Raw genomic sequence first — 17,462 nt, forward strand, 5'->3', positions numbered from 1 at the left:
GTATCGCCTGTGATGCGTTCGATTGTTTTGTTCAATTGTTGGCTCCCTGATGTGGCGTGGTGCCTTGATGGCGCGTGAAGGGCCGAAAATCGAGGGGCAACGCCCAGAAAACTGGGTGCCAAAGCAGGAAAGGCGCCGATTGGCGCCTTTCGCTATTGTTGGGTCTATTGTTGCAATCCGATTGTTGGGATTTGACCCATCGCCGGATCTGCAGAACCTTTGCCGCTCAGCTCAGGCCTTCGATCTGGCCGTCGGCGTTGAGGCGGATGTTTTCCGACGACGGCTTCGAGGGCAGGCCCGGCATGGTCATGATCTCGCCGCAGATCGCCACCACGAAGCCGGCACCCGCCGAAAGCCGCACCTCGCGCACCGGCACCACATGGCCGGTCGGCGCGCCGCGCAGGTTCGGGTCGGTCGAGAACGAATATTGCGTCTTGGCCATGCAGATCGGCAGATTGCCGTAACCCTGCTTTTCCCACTGGTGCAACTGGTCGCGCACGCTCTTGTCGGCAATCGCGCCTTCGCCGCGATAGACGCGCTTGACGATGGTGTCGATCTTGTCGAACAGGCCCAGATCGTCCGGATAAAGCGGCGAAAACTGCGAAGCACCCGACTCGGCAAGCTGCACAACCTTCTTGGCCAGATCTTCGGCGCCCGCCGAGCCATTGGCCCAGTGCCTGCACACGATCGCGTCGGCATTGAGCGTCTTGACGTAATCCTGCAGCGCCTTGATCTCGGCATCGGTGTCGGAATGGAAGTGGTTGATCGCCACCACCACGGGCACGCCGAACTCGTGCACGTTCTCGATATGGCGGCCAAGGTTCGGGCAGCCCTTCTTCACCGCCTCGACATTCTCCGCACCCAGATCGTCCTTCTTGACCCCGCCATTCATCTTCATGGCGCGAACCGTCGCCACGATGACCGCCGCCGCCGGCTTCAGCCCCGCCTTGCGGCACTTGATGTCAAAAAACTTCTCCGCACCCAGGTCGGCGCCGAAGCCGGCCTCCGTCACCACATATTCGCCAAGCTTCAGCGCCGTGGTCGTGGCCATCACCGAGTTGCAGCCATGGGCGATATTGGCGAACGGGCCGCCATGCACGAAGGCCGGGTTGTTCTCCAGCGTCTGCACAAGGTTCGGCTGAAGCGCGTCCTTGAGCAGAACCGCCATCGCGCCCGGCGCCTTGAGGTCACGCGCGAACACCGGCGTCTTGTCGCGCCGATAGGCCACGATGATGTCGCCGAGCCGCTTTTCCAGATCCTTCAAATCGCGCGACAGGCACAGGATCGCCATCACTTCGGAGGCAACCGTGATGTCGAAGCCGGCCTCGCGCGGATAGCCGTTGGCCACCCCGCCCAGCGAGCACACGATCTGGCGCAGCGCCCGGTCGTTCATGTCCATCACCCGCCGCCACGTCACCCGGCGCGTGTCGATGCCAAGCTCGTTGCCCCAATAGATGTGGTTGTCGAGCAGCGCCGAAAGCAGGTTGTGGGCCGAGGTGATGGCGTGGAAGTCGCCGGTGAAGTGCAAATTCATGTCGTCCATTGGCACGACCTGGGCATAGCCGCCGCCGGCCGCACCGCCCTTCATGCCGAAGTTCGGCCCGAGCGAGGCCTCGCGAATGCAGATCACGGCCTTCTTGCCGATCCGGTTCAGCCCGTCGCCAAGCCCAACCGTCGTCGTCGTCTTGCCCTCGCCCGCAGGCGTCGGGTTGATCGCCGTCACAAGGATCAGCTTGCCATCCGGCTTGCCCTGCACCGATCTGATGAAATCAGCCGAAACCTTCGCCTTGTCGTGTCCGTAAGGCAGCAAATGCTCGTCCGATATCCCGATCTTCGCCCCAATCTCCTGGATCGGCTTCTTCTTCGCTGCGCGCGCTATCTCGATGTCGCTCTTGAATTCCGCCATGGAGGCTCCCCATTATGGTTCCGTTTGAGCGACCTTCGCTCGAAAGGGGTGCATAGAAACGCCGCAGAGGGCTCTTGGCCGTCTCAAAACAGGCGCGTAATGCGCGAAATGCGACAGGCCCGGCCCGGCCCGTTTGTCAGCGGTCGAGCACCGACCTGATCTCGACGATGTTGGAGCGCACCTGCAACAGGCTGAAACCCATGGTGGCCAGATGCGAAGGGAAGAACGAGCTCGACTCGCTGCCGTTCGAGATGATCCATGGCTGAACGTCGAGCGAGTTGCGCAACTGTTTTTGCATGCGCGTCCATAGCGTCGTCAGATTGCGCTCGGCGATGACGGCGGCGAAATCGGAGCGTGTGGCGACCAGAATTCCGTAATAGGCATAAAGCTGCCCATAGGCGAACCAGAAGCGGTCGTCGGCGCGCATGTCGAACCAGCCGGCATTGGAGGCCTCGATGCGGGCGCGCAGAATATCCGACGTGGAGCCGATGTCGCTGGCGATGCGGTCGAGGAACTGCATGAGATTGTCGGCGCGCGCATCGAATGTCGCCTGGCATTTTTCCAGGCTGGCGTTGAAGGCGCGCAATTTGCGGATGGCGTCGCGATAGACGCTCGGCGTCGGGCGCGTCGGGCCGCGCCAGCCGATATACCAGGCGTCCTCGTTCCAGGCCAGCGCCGTGCGGGCGTCCTGCAGGTTCTGGTCGATCTGGGAGGTGCCGCGTACGCGGCCGAGCGTGTCGACCAGTTCGGTGGTGGTGCGCCGCATCACCTGATTGATGCCGAGCTGGAAAGCGGCCTTGTTGTCGAAGAACGGGGTTCTGCGCCAATCTATCCCGAAAAGACCGAGTTTGGAGACCAGCATGGACGAAATCCATGCATTCTGGTTGACGTTGAAATCGACCAGGTCGGCAGAGACCGCGGCAATCGCCGATGGTTTGCAACTGGCTGCGGCAGTCACCTCATTGGTGGGCGCCTGCGCTTCCGGTGCCGGCTGCACGGGATCGCCGGCAGCCGTGGTGTCAGCCGCATTTATCCATGCGACCGGATAGTCCGGATTGAAATTCGTCCACCATTGGGTGACGTAGAAGAAATAGCCGTAAAGGCAGAGGAGGACGATCGCGAGCGCGCCGAAGCCCGTCTTCAACAGCAAGCCGCGCCCGGAAAGCCAGCGTCCGAAGCGCATAAACGGCCAAAGCACGATGCCGAAAGCAAAGCCGATGCCGCGGCCAAGCCATTGGAACAGGCGGGCGACGAAGGTCACGATCGGATCGTGCATGCTATCTCACCCTTTCTGGCCATAAAGAGAGGGGCGCTACGCCCTGTGCGGCATCAGATAAGGGCTTTTGGGAGCGCCGGCAACATGAAGCCGCTGACGCTCCGGCAAGACCGGGTGTAGAACTCAGGCCTGGGGGCGGGGGGTGCTGCGGGCGTCGGGGCGCGGCTTCTTGGGCGGGCCGGCGATCAGACCTTCGCGAATGGCCAGCTTGCGTGCCGCCTTGCGGGAGCGCCGAATGGCTTCGGCCTTTTCGCGGCCGCGCTTCTCGGATGGTTTTTCATAGGAGCGGCGCGCTTTCATTTCGCGAAAAACGCCCTCACGCTGCATCTTTTTCTTCAGCACTCTCAGTGCCTGGTCGATATTGTTGTCGCGTACGAGAACCTGCAATGCTCTTCCTTCTTTTCGTTGGAGATTTCAATCGGCGTCGTGACGTAAAGCGCCCTTCGCATGGGCGTTCATATAGGCTCTGGCTGCACATATTGCACGTCTTGACGGTTTTCCTTCGTCTTTTCAGTGGATTGCATGGCTTCAGCATTCGACGTCGTCGCCGAATTCCGATTCGACCTGTCCACGAAGGCGCTGCGGCTGCGACCGCCGTTTCGTGCCGGCCCAATGCCCCCGCGGGCTGAAAGGTTCCGGTACGAAATTAGGCATTGCGCGGTCGAGAATGAGGCCGCAATGCGGCACCTTATGAAATATGTGTATTCCCACGCGCTGCTCAATATCTGTCTAATATTTAATATTATAGAAACCTAATATTGTAAAATGTAATGTTTGAAATTGAGAGCTATGAGCGCCGAATTTTAATCAAAATTGATGGAATAGATTTATACGAATGTTAATCTTTAGTACAATTGATGTTTCAAGCCCATCATAAGGGTGATAGCATACCTATCGTAGATTCTCATGAGGAATGGAGCTTGGACATGTCATTGTTAGGAAGTCTCACAGGTATCCTGGGAGGTGGCGGCGACGACGGCGGTCTCCTGGGAGGTGTTCTCGGTGGTGAGGATGGCGGCCTGGTCGACGGCGTCGTAGGCGGTGTTCTTGGCGGCGAGGGCGGTGGCCTTCTGGGTGGCGTTCTCGGTGGCGAGGATGGCGGCCTGGTCGGTGGCCTTCTCGGCGGTGTTCTTGGCGGCGAAGATGGTGGCCTGCTGGGTGGCGTCCTCGGTGGTGAGGGCGGCGGTCTTCTGGGTGGCGTTCTCGGTGGCGAGGATGGCGGCTTGGTCGGTGGCCTTCTCGGCGGTGTTCTTGGCGGCGAAGATGGCGGCCTGCTGGGCGGCGTTCTCGGTGGCGAAGGCGGTCTTCTCGGCGGCGTAACCGGTGGTCTTGCCGATGGCGCTCTCGGCGGCGTCGGCGACATCCTTGGCGGCGTCCTCGGCGATGAGGACAACGGCCTTCTCGGCAGCCATGGGGATACGCTGATCGACACCGGCAGCGTTCTCAACACGCCGGATAGTCCCGGCCACGGCAATCCTCTGATCGATCTCGATCTCGATTCGGCGCCTCGCGCCGATATGCAGGACAGTGCAATCGGTATCGGGATATTGCCGGAGATCAACGGGCACAGCCTGTTGGACGCGGACCTGCTCAGCGGTTCCTATGGCGCCGGCAACCTGCTGGTCTTGGATGCCGGACCGGATGGCCTCAGCCCGATCCTGACCGGTACGATTCTTGCTGATCCCGATCATCCGATCGACCTGCAGCTTCTCGGCACGCAGCTTCCCGATCTGCTCGGTGACGGCGGGCTGCTCGGTGGTCTGCTCTAAGCAAAGTAACTGAAAATTCAGGGGGACGGCTCACGCTGTTCCCCTGAATAATTCCTGGCAACAGCAAGGCGGGTGGCTGTTAGGATGGCTTTAGCTGATGCTTCCGTTGCTTTTGGGCTTGCCGAAAAGGAATCCGGCAACGAAATTGCATCTGCGTTGCGCACGCTGCGGACCTATTTCATAATTTCCGGAGCCTTTTCCAGCGCGATCAATCTTCTTTATCTGAGTTCGCCGATATACCTGATGCAGGTCTATAACCGCGTGCTTCTCAGCGAGAATGTCACGACGCTGGCCATGCTGACCGTCATTCTTGCGGCGGCGCTGTTCGTCATGGCGGTTCTCGACATGGTGCGGGCGCAGATTCTCATCCGCTGCGGCATCCTTCTGGACCAGAAGCTGGCCGGCCGGGTTTTTTCCGCATTGATCCAGAAATCGTCGCGGCAGGGTTATTCGCAAGGCGCACAGCCGCTGCGCGAACTGGATGATTTTCGTACTTTCATCACCGGACCGGGCATCTACTTCGCTTTCGACATGCCCTGGATTCCGCTTTATCTCGGGCTGCTTTATTTCATTCATCCGATACTGGGTCTCGTGGCGACCGTCGGGGCTGCCCTGCTTCTGGGGCTGGCGTTCGTCAACGAGCGCATGACCAGGCAGCCGATGGAGGAGGCCCAGGCGGCGGCGCGGAAATCCTTCGTTTTCACTGAAAACATCATGCAGCATGCCGACGTCATCAGTGCGATGGGCATGCAGCAGGCCGTGGAGCAGCATTGGCAGGGCAGCAGGGTCGGCATGCTGCGGCAGCAGGCGTTCGCCAGCGACCGCAACGCCATGATCTCGGCCGGCATCCGCTTTGCCCGTATTCTTCTGCAGTCGCTCATGCTGGGGGCGGGCGCCTGGCTGGCGATCTATCACGAGCTGAGCCCGGCAACCATCTTCGCGGCAAGCATCGTGATGGGCCGCGCATTGGTGCCGGTCGAGCAGTCGGTCGCGGCATGGAAGCAGGCCGGCGCCGCGAGGGCCGGCTACAAGCGGGTTCGCGATATCCTTGAGGAGAATCCGGCGCCGGATTTCAAGACCATCGTTCCGGTCACGCAGACCGCGCTCGATGTGAAGGGCCTGACCTATCAGGCGGCCCAACGCAACAAATCCATTCTCTCCGATATTTCCTTCAAGCTGGCCGAAGGCGAGGCGCTGGGCATCGTCGGCCCGAGCGGGTCCGGCAAGAGCACGCTTGCGAAACTGATGATCGGGGCCTTGAAGCCCTCGGATGGCGAACTCTGGTTTGGCGGCCTCAACTACGCGCACTGGGATCCCAAGGAGTTCGGACAGATCACCGGTTATCTGCCGCAGGATGTCGGGCTTTTTGCCGGTACCGTGCGGGAAAACATCTCGCGGTTTACGGAAGCGCCCATCGAACAGGTGATCAGGGCGGCCACGCTGGCGGGCATTCACGACATGGTGCTGGGCTTGCCGAAGCAGTACGACACGATGCTGGGTCCGGGCGGTTTCGGCTTGTCCGGAGGGCAGCGGCAGCGCATCGGCCTGGCGCGCGCCCTGCTGGGCAGACCTAAGCTTTTGGTTCTGGACGAGCCGAACGCCCATCTCGACGTGACCGGCGAAAGTGCGCTCAGCCAGGCCCTGATGGTGATGAAGGCGCAGGGGACGACGATTATCGTCATCACGCACCAGCCGGCCATTCTGCGCGTTGTGGATACCGTCCTGGTCCTGAGGTCGGGGGCGGTCGAGCGGATCGGGTCGCGCGAGGAAATCGGGCGGCTGATGATCCGCGCAGGGGGGCAGGCATGAGTACCTTGGCCCAGCGTATCTCGATCGGTGGGCTGAGCTACAATGACCCGGCGCGGCCGGCGCTTTGGGGGCTCGCGGCTGTGCTGGGCTTCGTGCTCATGTTCGTCGTCTGGGGCTACGCAGCGCCCTTGTCGAGCGCCGCCATCGCCGAGGGCAGCCTGCAGGTCGAAGCGCAGCGGCAATCGGTCCAGCATCCCTATGGCGGCGTCGTCAACGAGATACTCGTCAACGAAGGGCAGCATGTCGAGCAGGGCCAGGTCCTGCTCAAGCTCGACGACACCGAGGCGCGGGCCAAGCTCGATGTCGCCAATGCGGAGGTCGTCGCCCTGCTGGCGCAGCAGGAACGGCTGATTTGCGAGCGCGACGGAACCGGGCCGGCGCCGCTCGAAGCGTTCGGCGAGGAAAACCAGCAACGTGCCGGCATGAGCCAGGCGATTGCCAATGAGCAGGCGGTGATGTTGGCCCGCTCCCGCCAATATGAAGCCGAAACCGGAATCCTGACCTCGAAGGTCGCGCAGTTGAAGGAGAAGATCGCCGGGCTCAAGGCCCAGATTCTGGGGCTCACACGCCAGCACGACTCCGTCGAGGAGGAGTTGAAGGGCGCGCGCAAGCTCCTGTCCTCCGGATACGGCCCCAAGACGCGGGTTCTGGCGCTCGAGCGGATGGCGGCGAAGATGCTGGCCGACAGGGGTTCGAGGGTGGCCGATCTCGCCGAAGCCGAGCAGGCGATCGGGGAAGCCGAACTGTCGGTTGCGAAGCAGGAGCGCGACCGCGTGATGGACATCACCAAGCAGTTGCGCACCACGCAATCGTCGCTCGCCGAAGCCCTTCCGAGATTCGAAGCCGCACAGGACGTATTGAACAGGACGGTCATCCGTGCCCCGATGGGCGGCGCGATCGTCGGGCTGTCCATATTCACCGAGGGTGGCGTGGTGCAGGCCGGCGCCCGGCTGATGGACATCGTGCCGGCGGACGACCCGATGATCGTCGAGGCGCGCCTGCCCTTGTACGACATCAACGACGTCCAGCCCGGCTTTACCGCGGATGTGCGTCTTTCAGGTGTGCCGCGGACCGTGCGGCCGCAATTGACGGGCACCGTGATTTCCGTTTCGGCGGACAAGATTACCGACCCGGCATCCGGCGCGAGTTATTTCTCGGTGCGCGTCAAGCTGGACCCCGAGGACGTCAAGAAATCGAAAGTCGGTTTGCAGGCGGGCATGCCGGCGGAAGTGGTGGTCGCGACCCAATCGAGGACGCTTGCCTCCTATCTGCTGGGGCCGCTGCTTGATGAAATTGGATTGGCATTTCGCGAAAAGTGAGGAAACGGCCATGTCTGCGGCAAAGAGCAAAGTAAGCGTTTCACAGAAGAACGAGCAGCTTGACCTTAAAGCTGAGATCGAACGGGCAAACACCCGCTCCGACGGAACGTTCACGTTCAGCATCGTTGCCGGGGCCATCGGCCTGGGGATCGAACTTCTGCAAAACGAACAGGCGCATGCGGCGCAGGCTAATGAGGAAAGCGCCCAATCGGGAGCGGATAGTGCCGACGATCACGGTTCGGCCGCCATGGCCGCCCAGCAGGAGCATGCGGCCACGTCCGACCTGCATCTGGGCGCCCATCAGCAGGCTGCGGCCCATACGCTCGACGTGAATGCGCAGGCGCAGATTCATGTGAACGGCCCTGCCGCGCCGGCCAATGCGGATGCGCCGGTGCAGGCCGCCGCGCAGGACGGCGGCGAGCCTGGCTCGGTTTCGGCGGATGCGGCTGGCGGCATAGATTTCATGCATACCGCCTCGTTGCCGTCGGAGGCCGCCGGTTCCGGCTCTTCCGTAATACCCTCCACGGACCATCTCGGCGGTCAAACGGGCGGTGATGGAGCGGGGGAGCTTGTCGGCGGGATGCTGGATGGCATCGGTGGAACCGTTACGGGAGTTCTGGAACCCGTTCTCGGCCTGCTGGACGGCGGACCGGATGGCGACGGGCTTCTTTCGCCGGTGCTGGGTGGACTTTCGCCGGTGCTCGATCCCATCGTCGGCTCGCTGATTGGCGAGGATGGCCTTGTTTCTGATCTCGTCGCGACCGTGGATGGTCTTTTGGGCGGCGGACAGGACGGCGGGTTGCTGTCCGGCGTAACCGGTACGCTCGATGGTGTACTGACCCCGGTAACGGATATTCTGGTCGGAGACGACGGTCTTGTTCCCAATCTCGTCTCGACCGTGGATGATCTTTTGGGTGGTGGGCAGGACGATGGCGGCCTGCTGTCTGGTGTGACGGGTGCCGTAGGCGGTGCTCTGGACGGCGCCACCGATCTGTTGGCAGGTGTGCTGGGCTCCGGAGACCATGCGGGAAGTGATGCGACAATCGTAGATGCCACATTCGATGCCGTATCCGATGTGGCGGATGCCGCCGTAGGTGTCGTGGATGGTGTGACTGATGCGGTGGGAGATGCCGTGCATGGCGCTACCGATCTTCTGGCGGGTGTCCTAGGGTCCGGGGATGCCGCGGATGGTTCGCCTGTTGAAGCGGTGACCGATATTGCGAACGATGCCGTATCTATTGTGCAAACCGCCGCCGGTGCCGTGTCCGATGTGACCGGCGCGGTGGGCACTGTGGTGTCCGATGCGGCAGACGCAGTGGGAGATGTCGTGCATGACGTCACCGGACTGGTGGGAGGATTACTGGGGTTGGGAGGCGATGGCGCAAACGATCCGGCGCCTGTTCAACTCGCATCCGAAGTGTCGAGCGATGCCGACACAGTTCCGGCGGCAGCCTCCGATATGTCGTATGGAAACGACTCAGGCGTGGCCGATGCCGGCGCGTCTCATGCAACCGATATGGCTGCGGCATCCGACGATGCGGGCGGCCTGGCGGGCGTGAGCGATGTGCTTGATCTGGGCTCCAGCCTTCTCGGTGTGATCGTCCCCAAGGTCGACTTCGTCGGCCAGGCGCATTTCGAGACCGAAGAACACCATGACGTTGGCAATTCGCATGGGTCATTGCTGAACATGCTTGTTTGAACCGGTTGGCGTTAACCGGCCAAAAGCCCCGCCGTCGCAGGACGGCAGGGCTTTTGTTTTCCCGCGCGCTGAAAGGGATTTGGGCACAAGCTCATGCGGCTAAAAAGCCCGAGATGTCGCCGATAGGTCAGGCGGCGACGCCTTTCACGAAGGCTTGCGGCTTGAAACTCCAAGAGAATGGTGTTTGGTTGCAAAAAAAGCGGACCATCAGATCCGTTTGGCCAATAACCCAATGGGAGAACGTCCATGTCGCGTATGAAGTCCTTTGTCGCCGGCCTCGGCCTGGCGGTCACGCTTTCCATGAGCGCGGCCTATGCCGCGGAACCGGAAAGCTGCAAGGCGGTGCATTTCTCCGATGTCGGCTGGACGGACATCACCTCGACCACGGCCACGGCGTCGGTGATCCTGACCGCGTTGGGCTATGAGCCGGACGTGCAGGTACTTTCGGTGCCCGTCACCTATGCCTCGCTCAAGTCCAAGAACATCGATGTTTTCCTCGGCAACTGGATGCCGACCATGGAAGCCGACATCAAGCCTTATCTCGAGGACAAGTCGGTGGAAGACCTCGTCACCAACCTCGAAGGCGCCAAATATACATTGGCCGTGCCGACCTACACCTATGACGAGGGGCTCAAGAGTTTTCAGGATATCGCCAAGTTCAAGGACAAGCTCGACGGCAAGATCTATGGCATCGAAGCCGGCAATGACGGCAATCGCCTGATCCTCGACATGATCAAGAACAACAAGTTCGATCTCGGCGACTTCGAACTGGTTGAAAGCTCCGAGGCCGGCATGCTGTCGGCTGTGCGCAGGGCGGTTCCGTCCAAGCAGGACGTGGTCTTCCTCGGTTGGGAGCCGCATCCGATGAACTCCACCATCGACATGAAATATCTGTCCGGCGGTGACGACGTATTCGGCCCCAACTATGGCGGCGCCACCGTGCACACCAATGTGCGCGCCGGCTACACCACAGATTGCCCGAATGTCGGGAAGTTCCTGACAAACCTCATCTTCTCGCTCAAGATGGAAAACGAGATCATGGGACAGATCCTGGATGGAGGCGTCGAGCCCAACGCTGCCGCCACCGCATGGTTGAAGAAGAACCCCGATTCGCTCGGCCCCTGGCTGGAAGGCGTGACGACCTTCGACGGAAAGGACGGCCTGGCGGCCGTGCAGGCGGCGTTCGCCAAGTAAGCGCGCGGTTTGGGGAATTAAAGTGAAAGGGGCGGAAATTCATCCGCCCCTCTCCCTGTTCAGGGAGAAAAAGGTGCCATGAACGGCACGGTGGGACGGCAGGGCAGGATGACGTGCGATTAATCGCCATCCCGCTCCAGAGCATCGGACCGGAAAGTGGTTGCCGGTTCTCGGATTATCGATGCTCCGTCAAAGTGTTGGAGCGTCCTTTGTGCGTTCAGTTGAACGCACGGCGCTTAGAGCATCGGACCGAAAAGTGGTTGCCGGTTTTCGGATTATCCGATGCTCCCTGAAGGTGCTGGAGCGTCCTTTGTGCGTTCAGTTGAACGCACGGCGCTCCAGGCATTTGTTTTAACGCATGATCTTATCCGAATAGCCTGCGGCTTTTCGGGTCAGGCTTTGAACCAGTGAGTGGGGGCATGGATCCGGTTTCGACACTGATCGCCAGCTTCAAGATACCGATCGGCTATTGGGGCAAGGAGTTCTTCACCTTCCTGACCACCAATTTCAATTGGTTCTTCAATTCCATCGCCGCGGGCCTGACCTGGTTTCTCGAAGCGCTCATCGACCTTCTGACGATGGTGCCGCCGGTCATTCTGGTGCTGCTGATCGCCGCGCTGGCGTGGTGGCTGCAGAAATCCTGGAAACTGGCGCTCACCGTGGTGATCGGGCTTCTTTTCGTCATCAATCAGGGCATGTGGAAGGAAACGGTGGAGACGCTGGTCCTGGTGGTCGCGGCGGCTGCCGCCTCCATGGCCATCGGTGTGCCGATCGGCATCTGGAGCGCGCATAACGCCCGGTCCTACCGCTATATCCAGCCGGTGCTCGACCTGATGCAGACGATGCCGACCTTCGTCTATCTGATCCCGGTCCTGATCCTGTTCGGGCTCGGCGCGGCGCCGGGCCTGATCGTCACCATCATATTCGCCTCGCCCGCGCCGATCCGGCTGACCTATCTCGGCATCACGTCGGTGCCGAAGCCGATGATCGAAGCCGGCGAGGCGTTTGGGGCGACCAAACGGCAATTGCTGTGGAAGGTGGAACTGCCGTCGGCGCTGCCGACCATCATGGCCGGGCTGACCCAGTGCATCATGCTGTCGCTGTCGATGGTCGTCATCGCCGCGCTGATCGGCGCGAACGGCCTCGGCAAGCCGGTGGTCAGGGCGCTGAATTCGGTGAATATTCCGCTTGGCCTCGAAGCCGGACTGGCGATCGTGGTCCTGGCCATCATCCTCGACCGTATGAGCCGCGTGCGCACGGGAGCCGACCAATGAATGCTGCGGTCGAGTTCAAAAATGTCGATATCGTTTTCGGCGACGACACGGCCCGCGCCCTGGAGATGATCGATGAAGGCGCCAGCCGCGCCGACATTCTTGCCCGCACGGGCGCGGTTCTCGGCTGTGCCGGTTGCAACCTGACGGTCAATGAGGGCGAAATCTCTGTCCTGATGGGGCTTTCCGGTTCCGGCAAATCTACGCTTCTGCGCGCGGTGAACCTGCTTAACGTGCCGGCCCGTGGCAATGTCATGGTCAAGCAGGGCGAGGGCATGGTCGACGTTACCGGCTGTAACGCGACGACGCTTCGGTCCATCCGCCAGAAGCAGGTGGCCATGGTCTTCCAGCAATTCGCGTTGCTGCCATGGCGCACGGTGGAGGAAAATGTCGGCTTCGGGCTGGAACTGGCGCATGTGCCGGAAGCCGAGCGCAAGGCGCGGGTGGAAAAGCAGTTGCGGCTGGTCGGCCTTGAGCAATGGGGCAAGAAATACGCGCACGAGCTTTCGGGCGGCATGCAGCAGCGCGTCGGCTTGGCGCGCGCCTTCGCCACCGATGCGCCGATCCTTTTGATGGACGAGCCGTTTTCGGCGCTCGATCCGCTGATCCGTACCAAGCTGCAGGACGAATTGCTGCAATTGCAGGCGGAACTGAAGAAGACGATCATCTTCGTCAGCCACGATCTCGAAGAGGCGCTGAAGATCGGCAGCCACATCACCATCATGGAGGGCGGGCACATCGTGCAGACCGGCGCGCCGGAAGACATCGTGCTGACGCCCGCCAACGATTACGTGCGCGAGTTTATCGCCAATGTGAATCCGCTTTCGGTGCTCACCGCGTGGAACGTCATGCGCGACAAGCGCGATCTCGACCATGGCGAGGATGGATGGGTGTGGCTCGACCGGCGCCATACGACACGTTTCAAGCTGGACAGGAACAGCTTGGTGACGTCGGCCGAGCGCAACGGCAAACAGGCAATCTGGGCGTCGTGCGATCCGATCGAAACGCTGCCGGAGGATGCGCATCAGGTCTATTGGGCCAAGGCCGGCACGTCGCTGAAGGCTGTCATGCTGGCGATGCACCGTTCGCAGACGGCGCCCGTCGCCCTGTTCGACGATCAGTCGCGCTTTGTCGGCGCCATCGGCATCCGCGACGTATTGAGCGCGGTGCTGCGCCGATAGGGCGTTTTTTTTGATGGATGCCGGCTCTGTTTTTTGTCGGCTGCTCAGCCCGCCAGCGGCAGGCTGAGGTCAGCCTGCAATCCACCTTCTGGACGATTGGAAAGGCGGATGTCGCCGCCGGCGGCGCGGGCGATGTTGCGGGCAATGGTGAGGCCGAGGCCGAGGCCGCCGGTTTCGCGGTTGCGGGACCGCTCGACGCGGACGAAGGGGCTGAACACGGCATCGAGTTGCGCCTGCGGGATGCCCGGCCCCTCGTCACGTATGGTCAACACCGCCTTGCCGGCGTCCCGACGCAGGCTGAGATGCGCCGCCTTGCCGTAGGTCACGGCGTTTTGCACCAGATTGGTCACGCAGCGCCGCAGGGCCACGGGCCGCGCGATGCAGATCAGTTCGCGCGCGCCGGTGCCCTTGCTGTCGAGATGGACGCTGTCCATTCCGTCCGCGATCGCTTCCACCAATGAGAGGAAGTCGATGCGTTCGCTGCTTTCGTCCGTCACCTCGAAGGTGGCGAAATCGACGACAGAGCGCGCGATGTCCTCGATATCGGCCAGATCGTGCGCCAGCGCGTTGCGCAGTTTCGAATTGCCGAGCAGTTCGAGGCGCAGGCGCATGCGTGTCAATGGCGTGCGCAGATCGTGCGCCAGCGCGGCCGCCAGATGCTCCCGGTCCTCGACATAGGCCCGCAATCTGGCCTGCATGGTGTTGATGGCGCGTGCCGCCGCCTGGATTTCACGGCTGCCTGTTTCCGGGATCGGCGGGCTTTTCAGGTCGTCGCCGAGCCGCCGGACGGCAGTTTCCATCACCCGGTAGGGCGCGGTGAGCCGGCGCAGCGACCAGATCGAGGAGATGATGACCAATCCGGCGACCACCATGTAGAGCGGCAGGCTTTCGAGGCTGAAAACCGGGCCGGGAGGGATGATCGGATTGGTGAAGTTGAGCCATTGCCCGTCGCTGAACCGGATCGAGGCCGTCAGCGTTCCGCTCTCGGCGAAATTGGCCGTCAGGGCCATGAGTTCCCTTTCGACATCGCCAATGTCGGAATCCGGCCTGGCGTGCTTGTAGCTTTCATTGTCGGAAGCGCGGTCATGCCGGACACGCGCTTCGGTGATCCCGAATTTCGCCAGCCGGCCAACCAGAATGTCTTCAAGCTCGGCGAGCTGGTCGTTCTGCGCGATGGGAGAGGCCACCGCCGACTTGTCGGAGAGGGTCAGCGCATAGCTGGAATTGGCCATGCCGGTCACCATCTGCCGGCGCTCCTGCGGGCTCGCGGCGTGCATGAGTTGCACCAGCGAGAAAGCGCGGTCGTTCAGCCGGTAATAATCGACGATGTCGCTGGAGGCGGTGCGTTCGCGCGAGACGATGAACAAAGTCGCCACCTGGCTGGCGAGCAGGCCGGCGATGACGATGAGCAGCACCCAGCCGGGCAGGGTCTGCGGCAGGACGCGCCTCATTCCGAAGCGGTCTCGGGCAGGAACTGGTAGCCGCCGCTGCGCACCGTCGCGATGAGTTGCGGCGTGCGCGGGTCGTCCTCCATCTTGCGCCGCAGGCGGCTGACCAGAATGTCGATCGAGCGGTCGTAATTGACGCCGCCTTCGCCCCCCGACAATTCGATGAGCTGGTCGCGCGTCAGCACGCGCTGGGCCGAGCGCACGAAAGTGTGCAGCAGGTTGAATTCGGCGGCCGTCAGTTCCACCCGCACGTCGCCCGGCGCCAGCAGCCGCCGGCGCGAGCAATCCATGGTCCAGCCGGCGAAGCGGTAGACCTGCCGCGTTGGCGCCCGCTTTTCATCCGACATGCCTTGGCGCCTGAGCACGGCGCGGATGCGCGCCAGAAGCTCGCGTGGATCGAACGGCTTCGGCACATAATCGTCGGCCCCCATTTCCAGCCCGACGACGCGGTCGGTCGTTTCGGTGACGGCTGTCAGCATGATGATGGGCGTGGAGTACCGGGCGCGCAAGTCGCGGCAGAGTTCCAGCCCGCTACGGCCCGGCAACATGACGTCGAGAATGACGAGATCGATCTTGCCGCGCCGCATCAGCGTTTCCATCTCGTCGCCATTGGCGGCCACGGAAGTGCTGAGGCCGTGCTTGCGGAAAAACTCCTGCAGCAGGTCACGGATGCCCCTGTCGTCGTCGACGATCAGAATATGCGGATCTGGCTTCACGGAATCGTGCCTTGAGATGCGAATTGCCCGAGCGAGCAGTAACGGCCGGTTTGCGGCAAATGTGAGCCGTGGCGGCGGCCGGCGCGACGAAGCTTCGCGACAGAAACAATCCGGAAACAAAATTCAACATTCCAGAAAAACTGGAGAAAGAGAAGCGGCTCATAACGCTTTCCACGGCGGCCGAATACCGGCCGGCGGGTCCGCTCCGGGACAAACAGGAACCGACGATGTCACGAAACCGGCTACGATCGATGGGGGCGCTGCTTGGCATCCTGCTCACATCCGTCGTCGCAAGCCAGGTCGAGGCAAAGGCGGTGATGTCCCGCAGCGAACAGTGCAACGGGCTCAGTCATCAGCTTGACGAAGCCATCAAGACCCATGCCGGGGCGCCGCAAGTCGTCCGGGCGAAAGCGCTTCAAAAGAAGGCGCACCGGTTCTGTGCCAGCAAGAGGCAGGCACAGGGAATACGGACGCTGGCCAATGGTTTGAAGCTTCTTGGAGTGAAACCGGTCGATCCCGGTCCGTGACACTCGATTCCACTTGAGACAAAGGAAAGCACCCATGAAAAAGTCCCTCCTCTCCGCGCTCGGCTTGGGCGTCGCTCTCGCCTTCTCGGTGCCCGCCATGGGCGTCGCGAATGCCGCCACCACCGCGGCCGCCACGACGACGGCTCGGGCAACCAAAGCCCCGGTCCACACCAAGAAGATGGTGAAGAAGCACAAGAAGCATCAGATCAAACACACAGCCAAGAAGAAGATGGTCAAGGAAGCGCCGAAGGCCTGAGCCTTCAGCGACTTTCATGTCGCCAAAAGCCACTCGTGCGCGATGCCGCACGGGTGGCTTTTTTCGGCAGCGTGAAAGGTTCACCGGATAATGGAAATTGCTGAGCGACAGTAGTGGGGTGGGAAGCGGGATGGTCGGCTTTTGGTGCAGATCAGGAGAATAGTCGACGTCATTAGAGACGTCGCAGGACAGCGAGAATGCGCTCTCTTATCTCCTCGATGGTCTGCGTTACTTCCGTTCTCCGAAGATGCAGATCGTCATCGCCGTCACCAAGATAGGCACCCCGCGCAAGTGCGAGGGTTCCTGCCGCTTGATCGGACAACTGCGGACCTGCCCAATCCGCGGCGGCATCTTTGGAAACGAATTGGCCTGTCGTGAGGGTTCTCCACATCCGCGCCAGCGTCAGCAGCACATTGCGTTCATCCCCTTCGACAGACTCGACAAGTTCCGGCAGGAGATCACCGATTGCCCGGCGTATGACGTTTGAAGGTATGTTCGGAACCATATCGGCGATGCTCGGGCCAACCAGGGGCACCGCTTCCCGTCGCGCTTGAGCGAGAAGCAGAGTGAACTCGGGGCTCACCTCGGCTTGCGGAACTGCGCCGCCTTCAAGGGCGCCCCTCAACCATTCACCGTAAACGAACTCAGCACGCGCTGGATACGGCATCCGTTCGAGATCAGCCAACCGGACGATTATGACCTCGAGCGGCCGCCGCCCCATCGGGTCGAACGGATAGAGCCCGGAGACCGTCATCAGGTCGGCCGATAGGCGCGCGCGTACCGAAGCAGGCAGCGCCTTGCTTACGACCATGAGAAGGTCAACATCGCTCCGCTTGCGCAGCCCTTCGGTTGCGGCGGAGCCGTGCAGATAGATCGCCACAACAGATGACTCGAGCCGATGCTTCAAGGGTGGCAGAGCACTCATCGCTTCGGGCGGAATACTCAACTTGTGGGTACGGGCGTTCATGCGGCACGGGTGATCGTTGAACATTAAGGACTTGCGATCATGCGTAGGTGGAACGGCCGCTTTCGGCAACCGGGCAACAATGAGCCAACGTCTCTCTTAGCGTCGAGAGTTTCCATTCCGGCCA

The 17,462-nt window shown here is 61.7% G+C and carries 16 protein-coding genes; 9 read left to right on the forward strand and 7 right to left on the reverse strand.

Translation table 11 applies throughout. The features are described 5' to 3' along the window. Window positions 1-226: 226 nt before the first annotated feature. The 4 genes from BFN67_RS03605 to BFN67_RS24265 form a co-directional block, all read right to left on the reverse strand. Window positions 227-1,906 (reverse strand): formate--tetrahydrofolate ligase, encoded by a 1,680-nt coding sequence (locus BFN67_RS03605; RefSeq protein ID WP_080918256.1) that lies wholly within the window; start codon window positions 1,904-1,906, stop codon window positions 227-229. 136 nt (window positions 1,907-2,042) lie between these two features. Then, window positions 2,043-3,182 carry a DUF2333 family protein gene (locus tag BFN67_RS03610; RefSeq protein ID WP_080918257.1) on the reverse strand — a complete coding sequence of 380 codons (1,140 nt, stop codon included), beginning with the start codon at window positions 3,180-3,182 and terminating at the stop codon, window positions 2,043-2,045. Between the two features lie 123 nt (window positions 3,183-3,305). Then, the gene (gene rpsU / locus BFN67_RS03615) at window positions 3,306-3,569 is read right to left on the reverse strand and encodes a 30S ribosomal protein S21 (RefSeq protein ID WP_080918258.1); all 264 of its coding nucleotides are present in this window, start codon (window positions 3,567-3,569) and stop codon (window positions 3,306-3,308) included. A gap of 548 nt (window positions 3,570-4,117) precedes the next feature. Continuing rightward, window positions 4,118-4,594, reverse strand: a complete 477-nt coding sequence (locus BFN67_RS24265) for a hypothetical protein (protein WP_158083465.1) — start codon at window positions 4,592-4,594, stop codon at window positions 4,118-4,120. A 105-nt stretch (window positions 4,595-4,699) separates the two neighbouring features. Here BFN67_RS24265 and BFN67_RS24270 point away from each other — a divergent pair, with 105 nt between their 5' ends. The 7 genes from BFN67_RS24270 to choV all read left to right on the forward strand — a co-directional run bounded on the left by BFN67_RS24270 (window position 4,700) and on the right by choV (window position 13,424). Further along, a complete protein-coding gene (locus tag BFN67_RS24270; protein ID WP_158083466.1) occupies window positions 4,700-4,951 on the forward strand; it encodes a hypothetical protein in 252 nt (83 codons plus the stop codon). Window positions 4,952-5,035: 84 nt separating this feature from the next. Further along, window positions 5,036-6,760 (forward strand): type I secretion system permease/ATPase, encoded by a 1,725-nt coding sequence (locus BFN67_RS03630; RefSeq protein WP_080918260.1) that lies wholly within the window; start codon window positions 5,036-5,038, stop codon window positions 6,758-6,760. Further along, complete coding sequence (locus BFN67_RS03635; RefSeq protein WP_080918261.1) at window positions 6,757-8,079, forward strand: HlyD family type I secretion periplasmic adaptor subunit; 1,323 nt, start codon at window positions 6,757-6,759, stop codon at window positions 8,077-8,079. Before BFN67_RS03630 ends, BFN67_RS03635 begins: the two co-directional genes overlap by 4 nt. A 10-nt stretch (window positions 8,080-8,089) precedes the next feature. Then, entirely contained in the window at window positions 8,090-9,778 is a 1,689-nt protein-coding gene (locus tag BFN67_RS23865) for a hypothetical protein (RefSeq protein ID WP_139789018.1), read from the forward strand. Between the two features lie 246 nt (window positions 9,779-10,024). Next, window positions 10,025-10,972, forward strand: a complete 948-nt coding sequence (locus BFN67_RS03650; protein WP_080918264.1) for a choline ABC transporter substrate-binding protein — start codon at window positions 10,025-10,027, stop codon at window positions 10,970-10,972. Between the two features lie 419 nt (window positions 10,973-11,391). Next, entirely contained in the window at window positions 11,392-12,246 is an 855-nt protein-coding gene (choW, locus tag BFN67_RS03655) for a choline ABC transporter permease subunit (RefSeq protein ID WP_080918265.1), read from the forward strand. Then, window positions 12,243-13,424: a choline ABC transporter ATP-binding protein gene (gene choV, locus BFN67_RS03660; protein WP_080918266.1), complete on the forward strand. Its 1,182-nt coding sequence runs from the start codon at window positions 12,243-12,245 to the stop codon at window positions 13,422-13,424. Before choW ends, choV begins: the two co-directional genes overlap by 4 nt. A gap of 44 nt (window positions 13,425-13,468) precedes the next feature. Here the strand turns inward: choV and BFN67_RS03665 are convergent, their stop codons facing one another. Both BFN67_RS03665 and BFN67_RS03670 read right to left on the reverse strand, forming a co-directional pair. Further along, a complete protein-coding gene (locus tag BFN67_RS03665) occupies window positions 13,469-14,875 on the reverse strand; it encodes an ATP-binding protein (protein WP_080918267.1) in 1,407 nt (468 codons plus the stop codon). After that, a complete protein-coding gene (locus BFN67_RS03670) occupies window positions 14,872-15,588 on the reverse strand; it encodes a response regulator (protein ID WP_080918268.1) in 717 nt (238 codons plus the stop codon). The genes BFN67_RS03665 and BFN67_RS03670 overlap by 4 nt, the downstream gene beginning before the upstream one ends. A gap of 68 nt (window positions 15,589-15,656) precedes the next feature. Here BFN67_RS03670 and BFN67_RS03675 point away from each other — a divergent pair, with 68 nt between their 5' ends. Next, window positions 15,657-16,115 (forward strand): hypothetical protein, encoded by a 459-nt coding sequence (locus BFN67_RS03675; RefSeq protein ID WP_342587433.1) that lies wholly within the window; start codon window positions 15,657-15,659, stop codon window positions 16,113-16,115. A 34-nt stretch (window positions 16,116-16,149) separates the two neighbouring features. Beyond that, window positions 16,150-16,371, forward strand: a complete 222-nt coding sequence (locus tag BFN67_RS03680; protein ID WP_080918269.1) for a hypothetical protein — start codon at window positions 16,150-16,152, stop codon at window positions 16,369-16,371. Between the two features lie 172 nt (window positions 16,372-16,543). On the opposite strand, the gene BFN67_RS03685 is transcribed toward BFN67_RS03680, so the two are convergent. Further along, window positions 16,544-17,407, reverse strand: a complete 864-nt coding sequence (locus BFN67_RS03685; RefSeq protein WP_158083467.1) for an aminoglycoside adenylyltransferase domain-containing protein — start codon at window positions 17,405-17,407, stop codon at window positions 16,544-16,546. Between the last annotated feature and the right edge of the window lie 55 nt (window positions 17,408-17,462).

Origin of the sequence: Manganibacter manganicus, from assembly GCF_002075885.1 — a bacterium.
Taxonomy (GTDB): domain Bacteria; phylum Pseudomonadota; class Alphaproteobacteria; order Rhizobiales; family Rhizobiaceae; genus Mesorhizobium; species Mesorhizobium manganicum.

Excerpts from the sequence above, each read along its gene's own strand:
- BFN67_RS03610 (WP_080918257.1), bottom strand. The coding sequence starts at position 3,182 with ATGCACGATCCGATCGTGACCTTCGTCGCCCGCCTGTTCCAATGGCTT.
- choW (WP_080918265.1), top strand. The coding sequence starts at position 11,392 with ATGGATCCGGTTTCGACACTGATCGCCAGCTTCAAGATACCGATCGGC.
- BFN67_RS24265 (WP_158083465.1), bottom strand. The coding sequence starts at position 4,594 with ATGGCTGCCGAGAAGGCCGTTGTCCTCATCGCCGAGGACGCCGCCAAG.
- BFN67_RS03665 (WP_080918267.1), bottom strand. The coding sequence starts at position 14,875 with ATGAGGCGCGTCCTGCCGCAGACCCTGCCCGGCTGGGTGCTGCTCATC.
- BFN67_RS24270 (WP_158083466.1), top strand. The coding sequence starts at position 4,700 with ATGCAGGACAGTGCAATCGGTATCGGGATATTGCCGGAGATCAACGGG.
- BFN67_RS03605 (WP_080918256.1), bottom strand. The coding sequence starts at position 1,906 with ATGGCGGAATTCAAGAGCGACATCGAGATAGCGCGCGCAGCGAAGAAG.
- BFN67_RS03680 (WP_080918269.1), top strand. The coding sequence starts at position 16,150 with ATGAAAAAGTCCCTCCTCTCCGCGCTCGGCTTGGGCGTCGCTCTCGCC.
- BFN67_RS03650 (WP_080918264.1), top strand. The coding sequence starts at position 10,025 with ATGTCGCGTATGAAGTCCTTTGTCGCCGGCCTCGGCCTGGCGGTCACG.
- BFN67_RS03630 (WP_080918260.1), top strand. The coding sequence starts at position 5,036 with ATGGCTTTAGCTGATGCTTCCGTTGCTTTTGGGCTTGCCGAAAAGGAA.
- BFN67_RS23865 (WP_139789018.1), top strand. The coding sequence starts at position 8,090 with ATGTCTGCGGCAAAGAGCAAAGTAAGCGTTTCACAGAAGAACGAGCAG.
- choV (WP_080918266.1), top strand. The coding sequence starts at position 12,243 with ATGAATGCTGCGGTCGAGTTCAAAAATGTCGATATCGTTTTCGGCGAC.
- BFN67_RS03635 (WP_080918261.1), top strand. The coding sequence starts at position 6,757 with ATGAGTACCTTGGCCCAGCGTATCTCGATCGGTGGGCTGAGCTACAAT.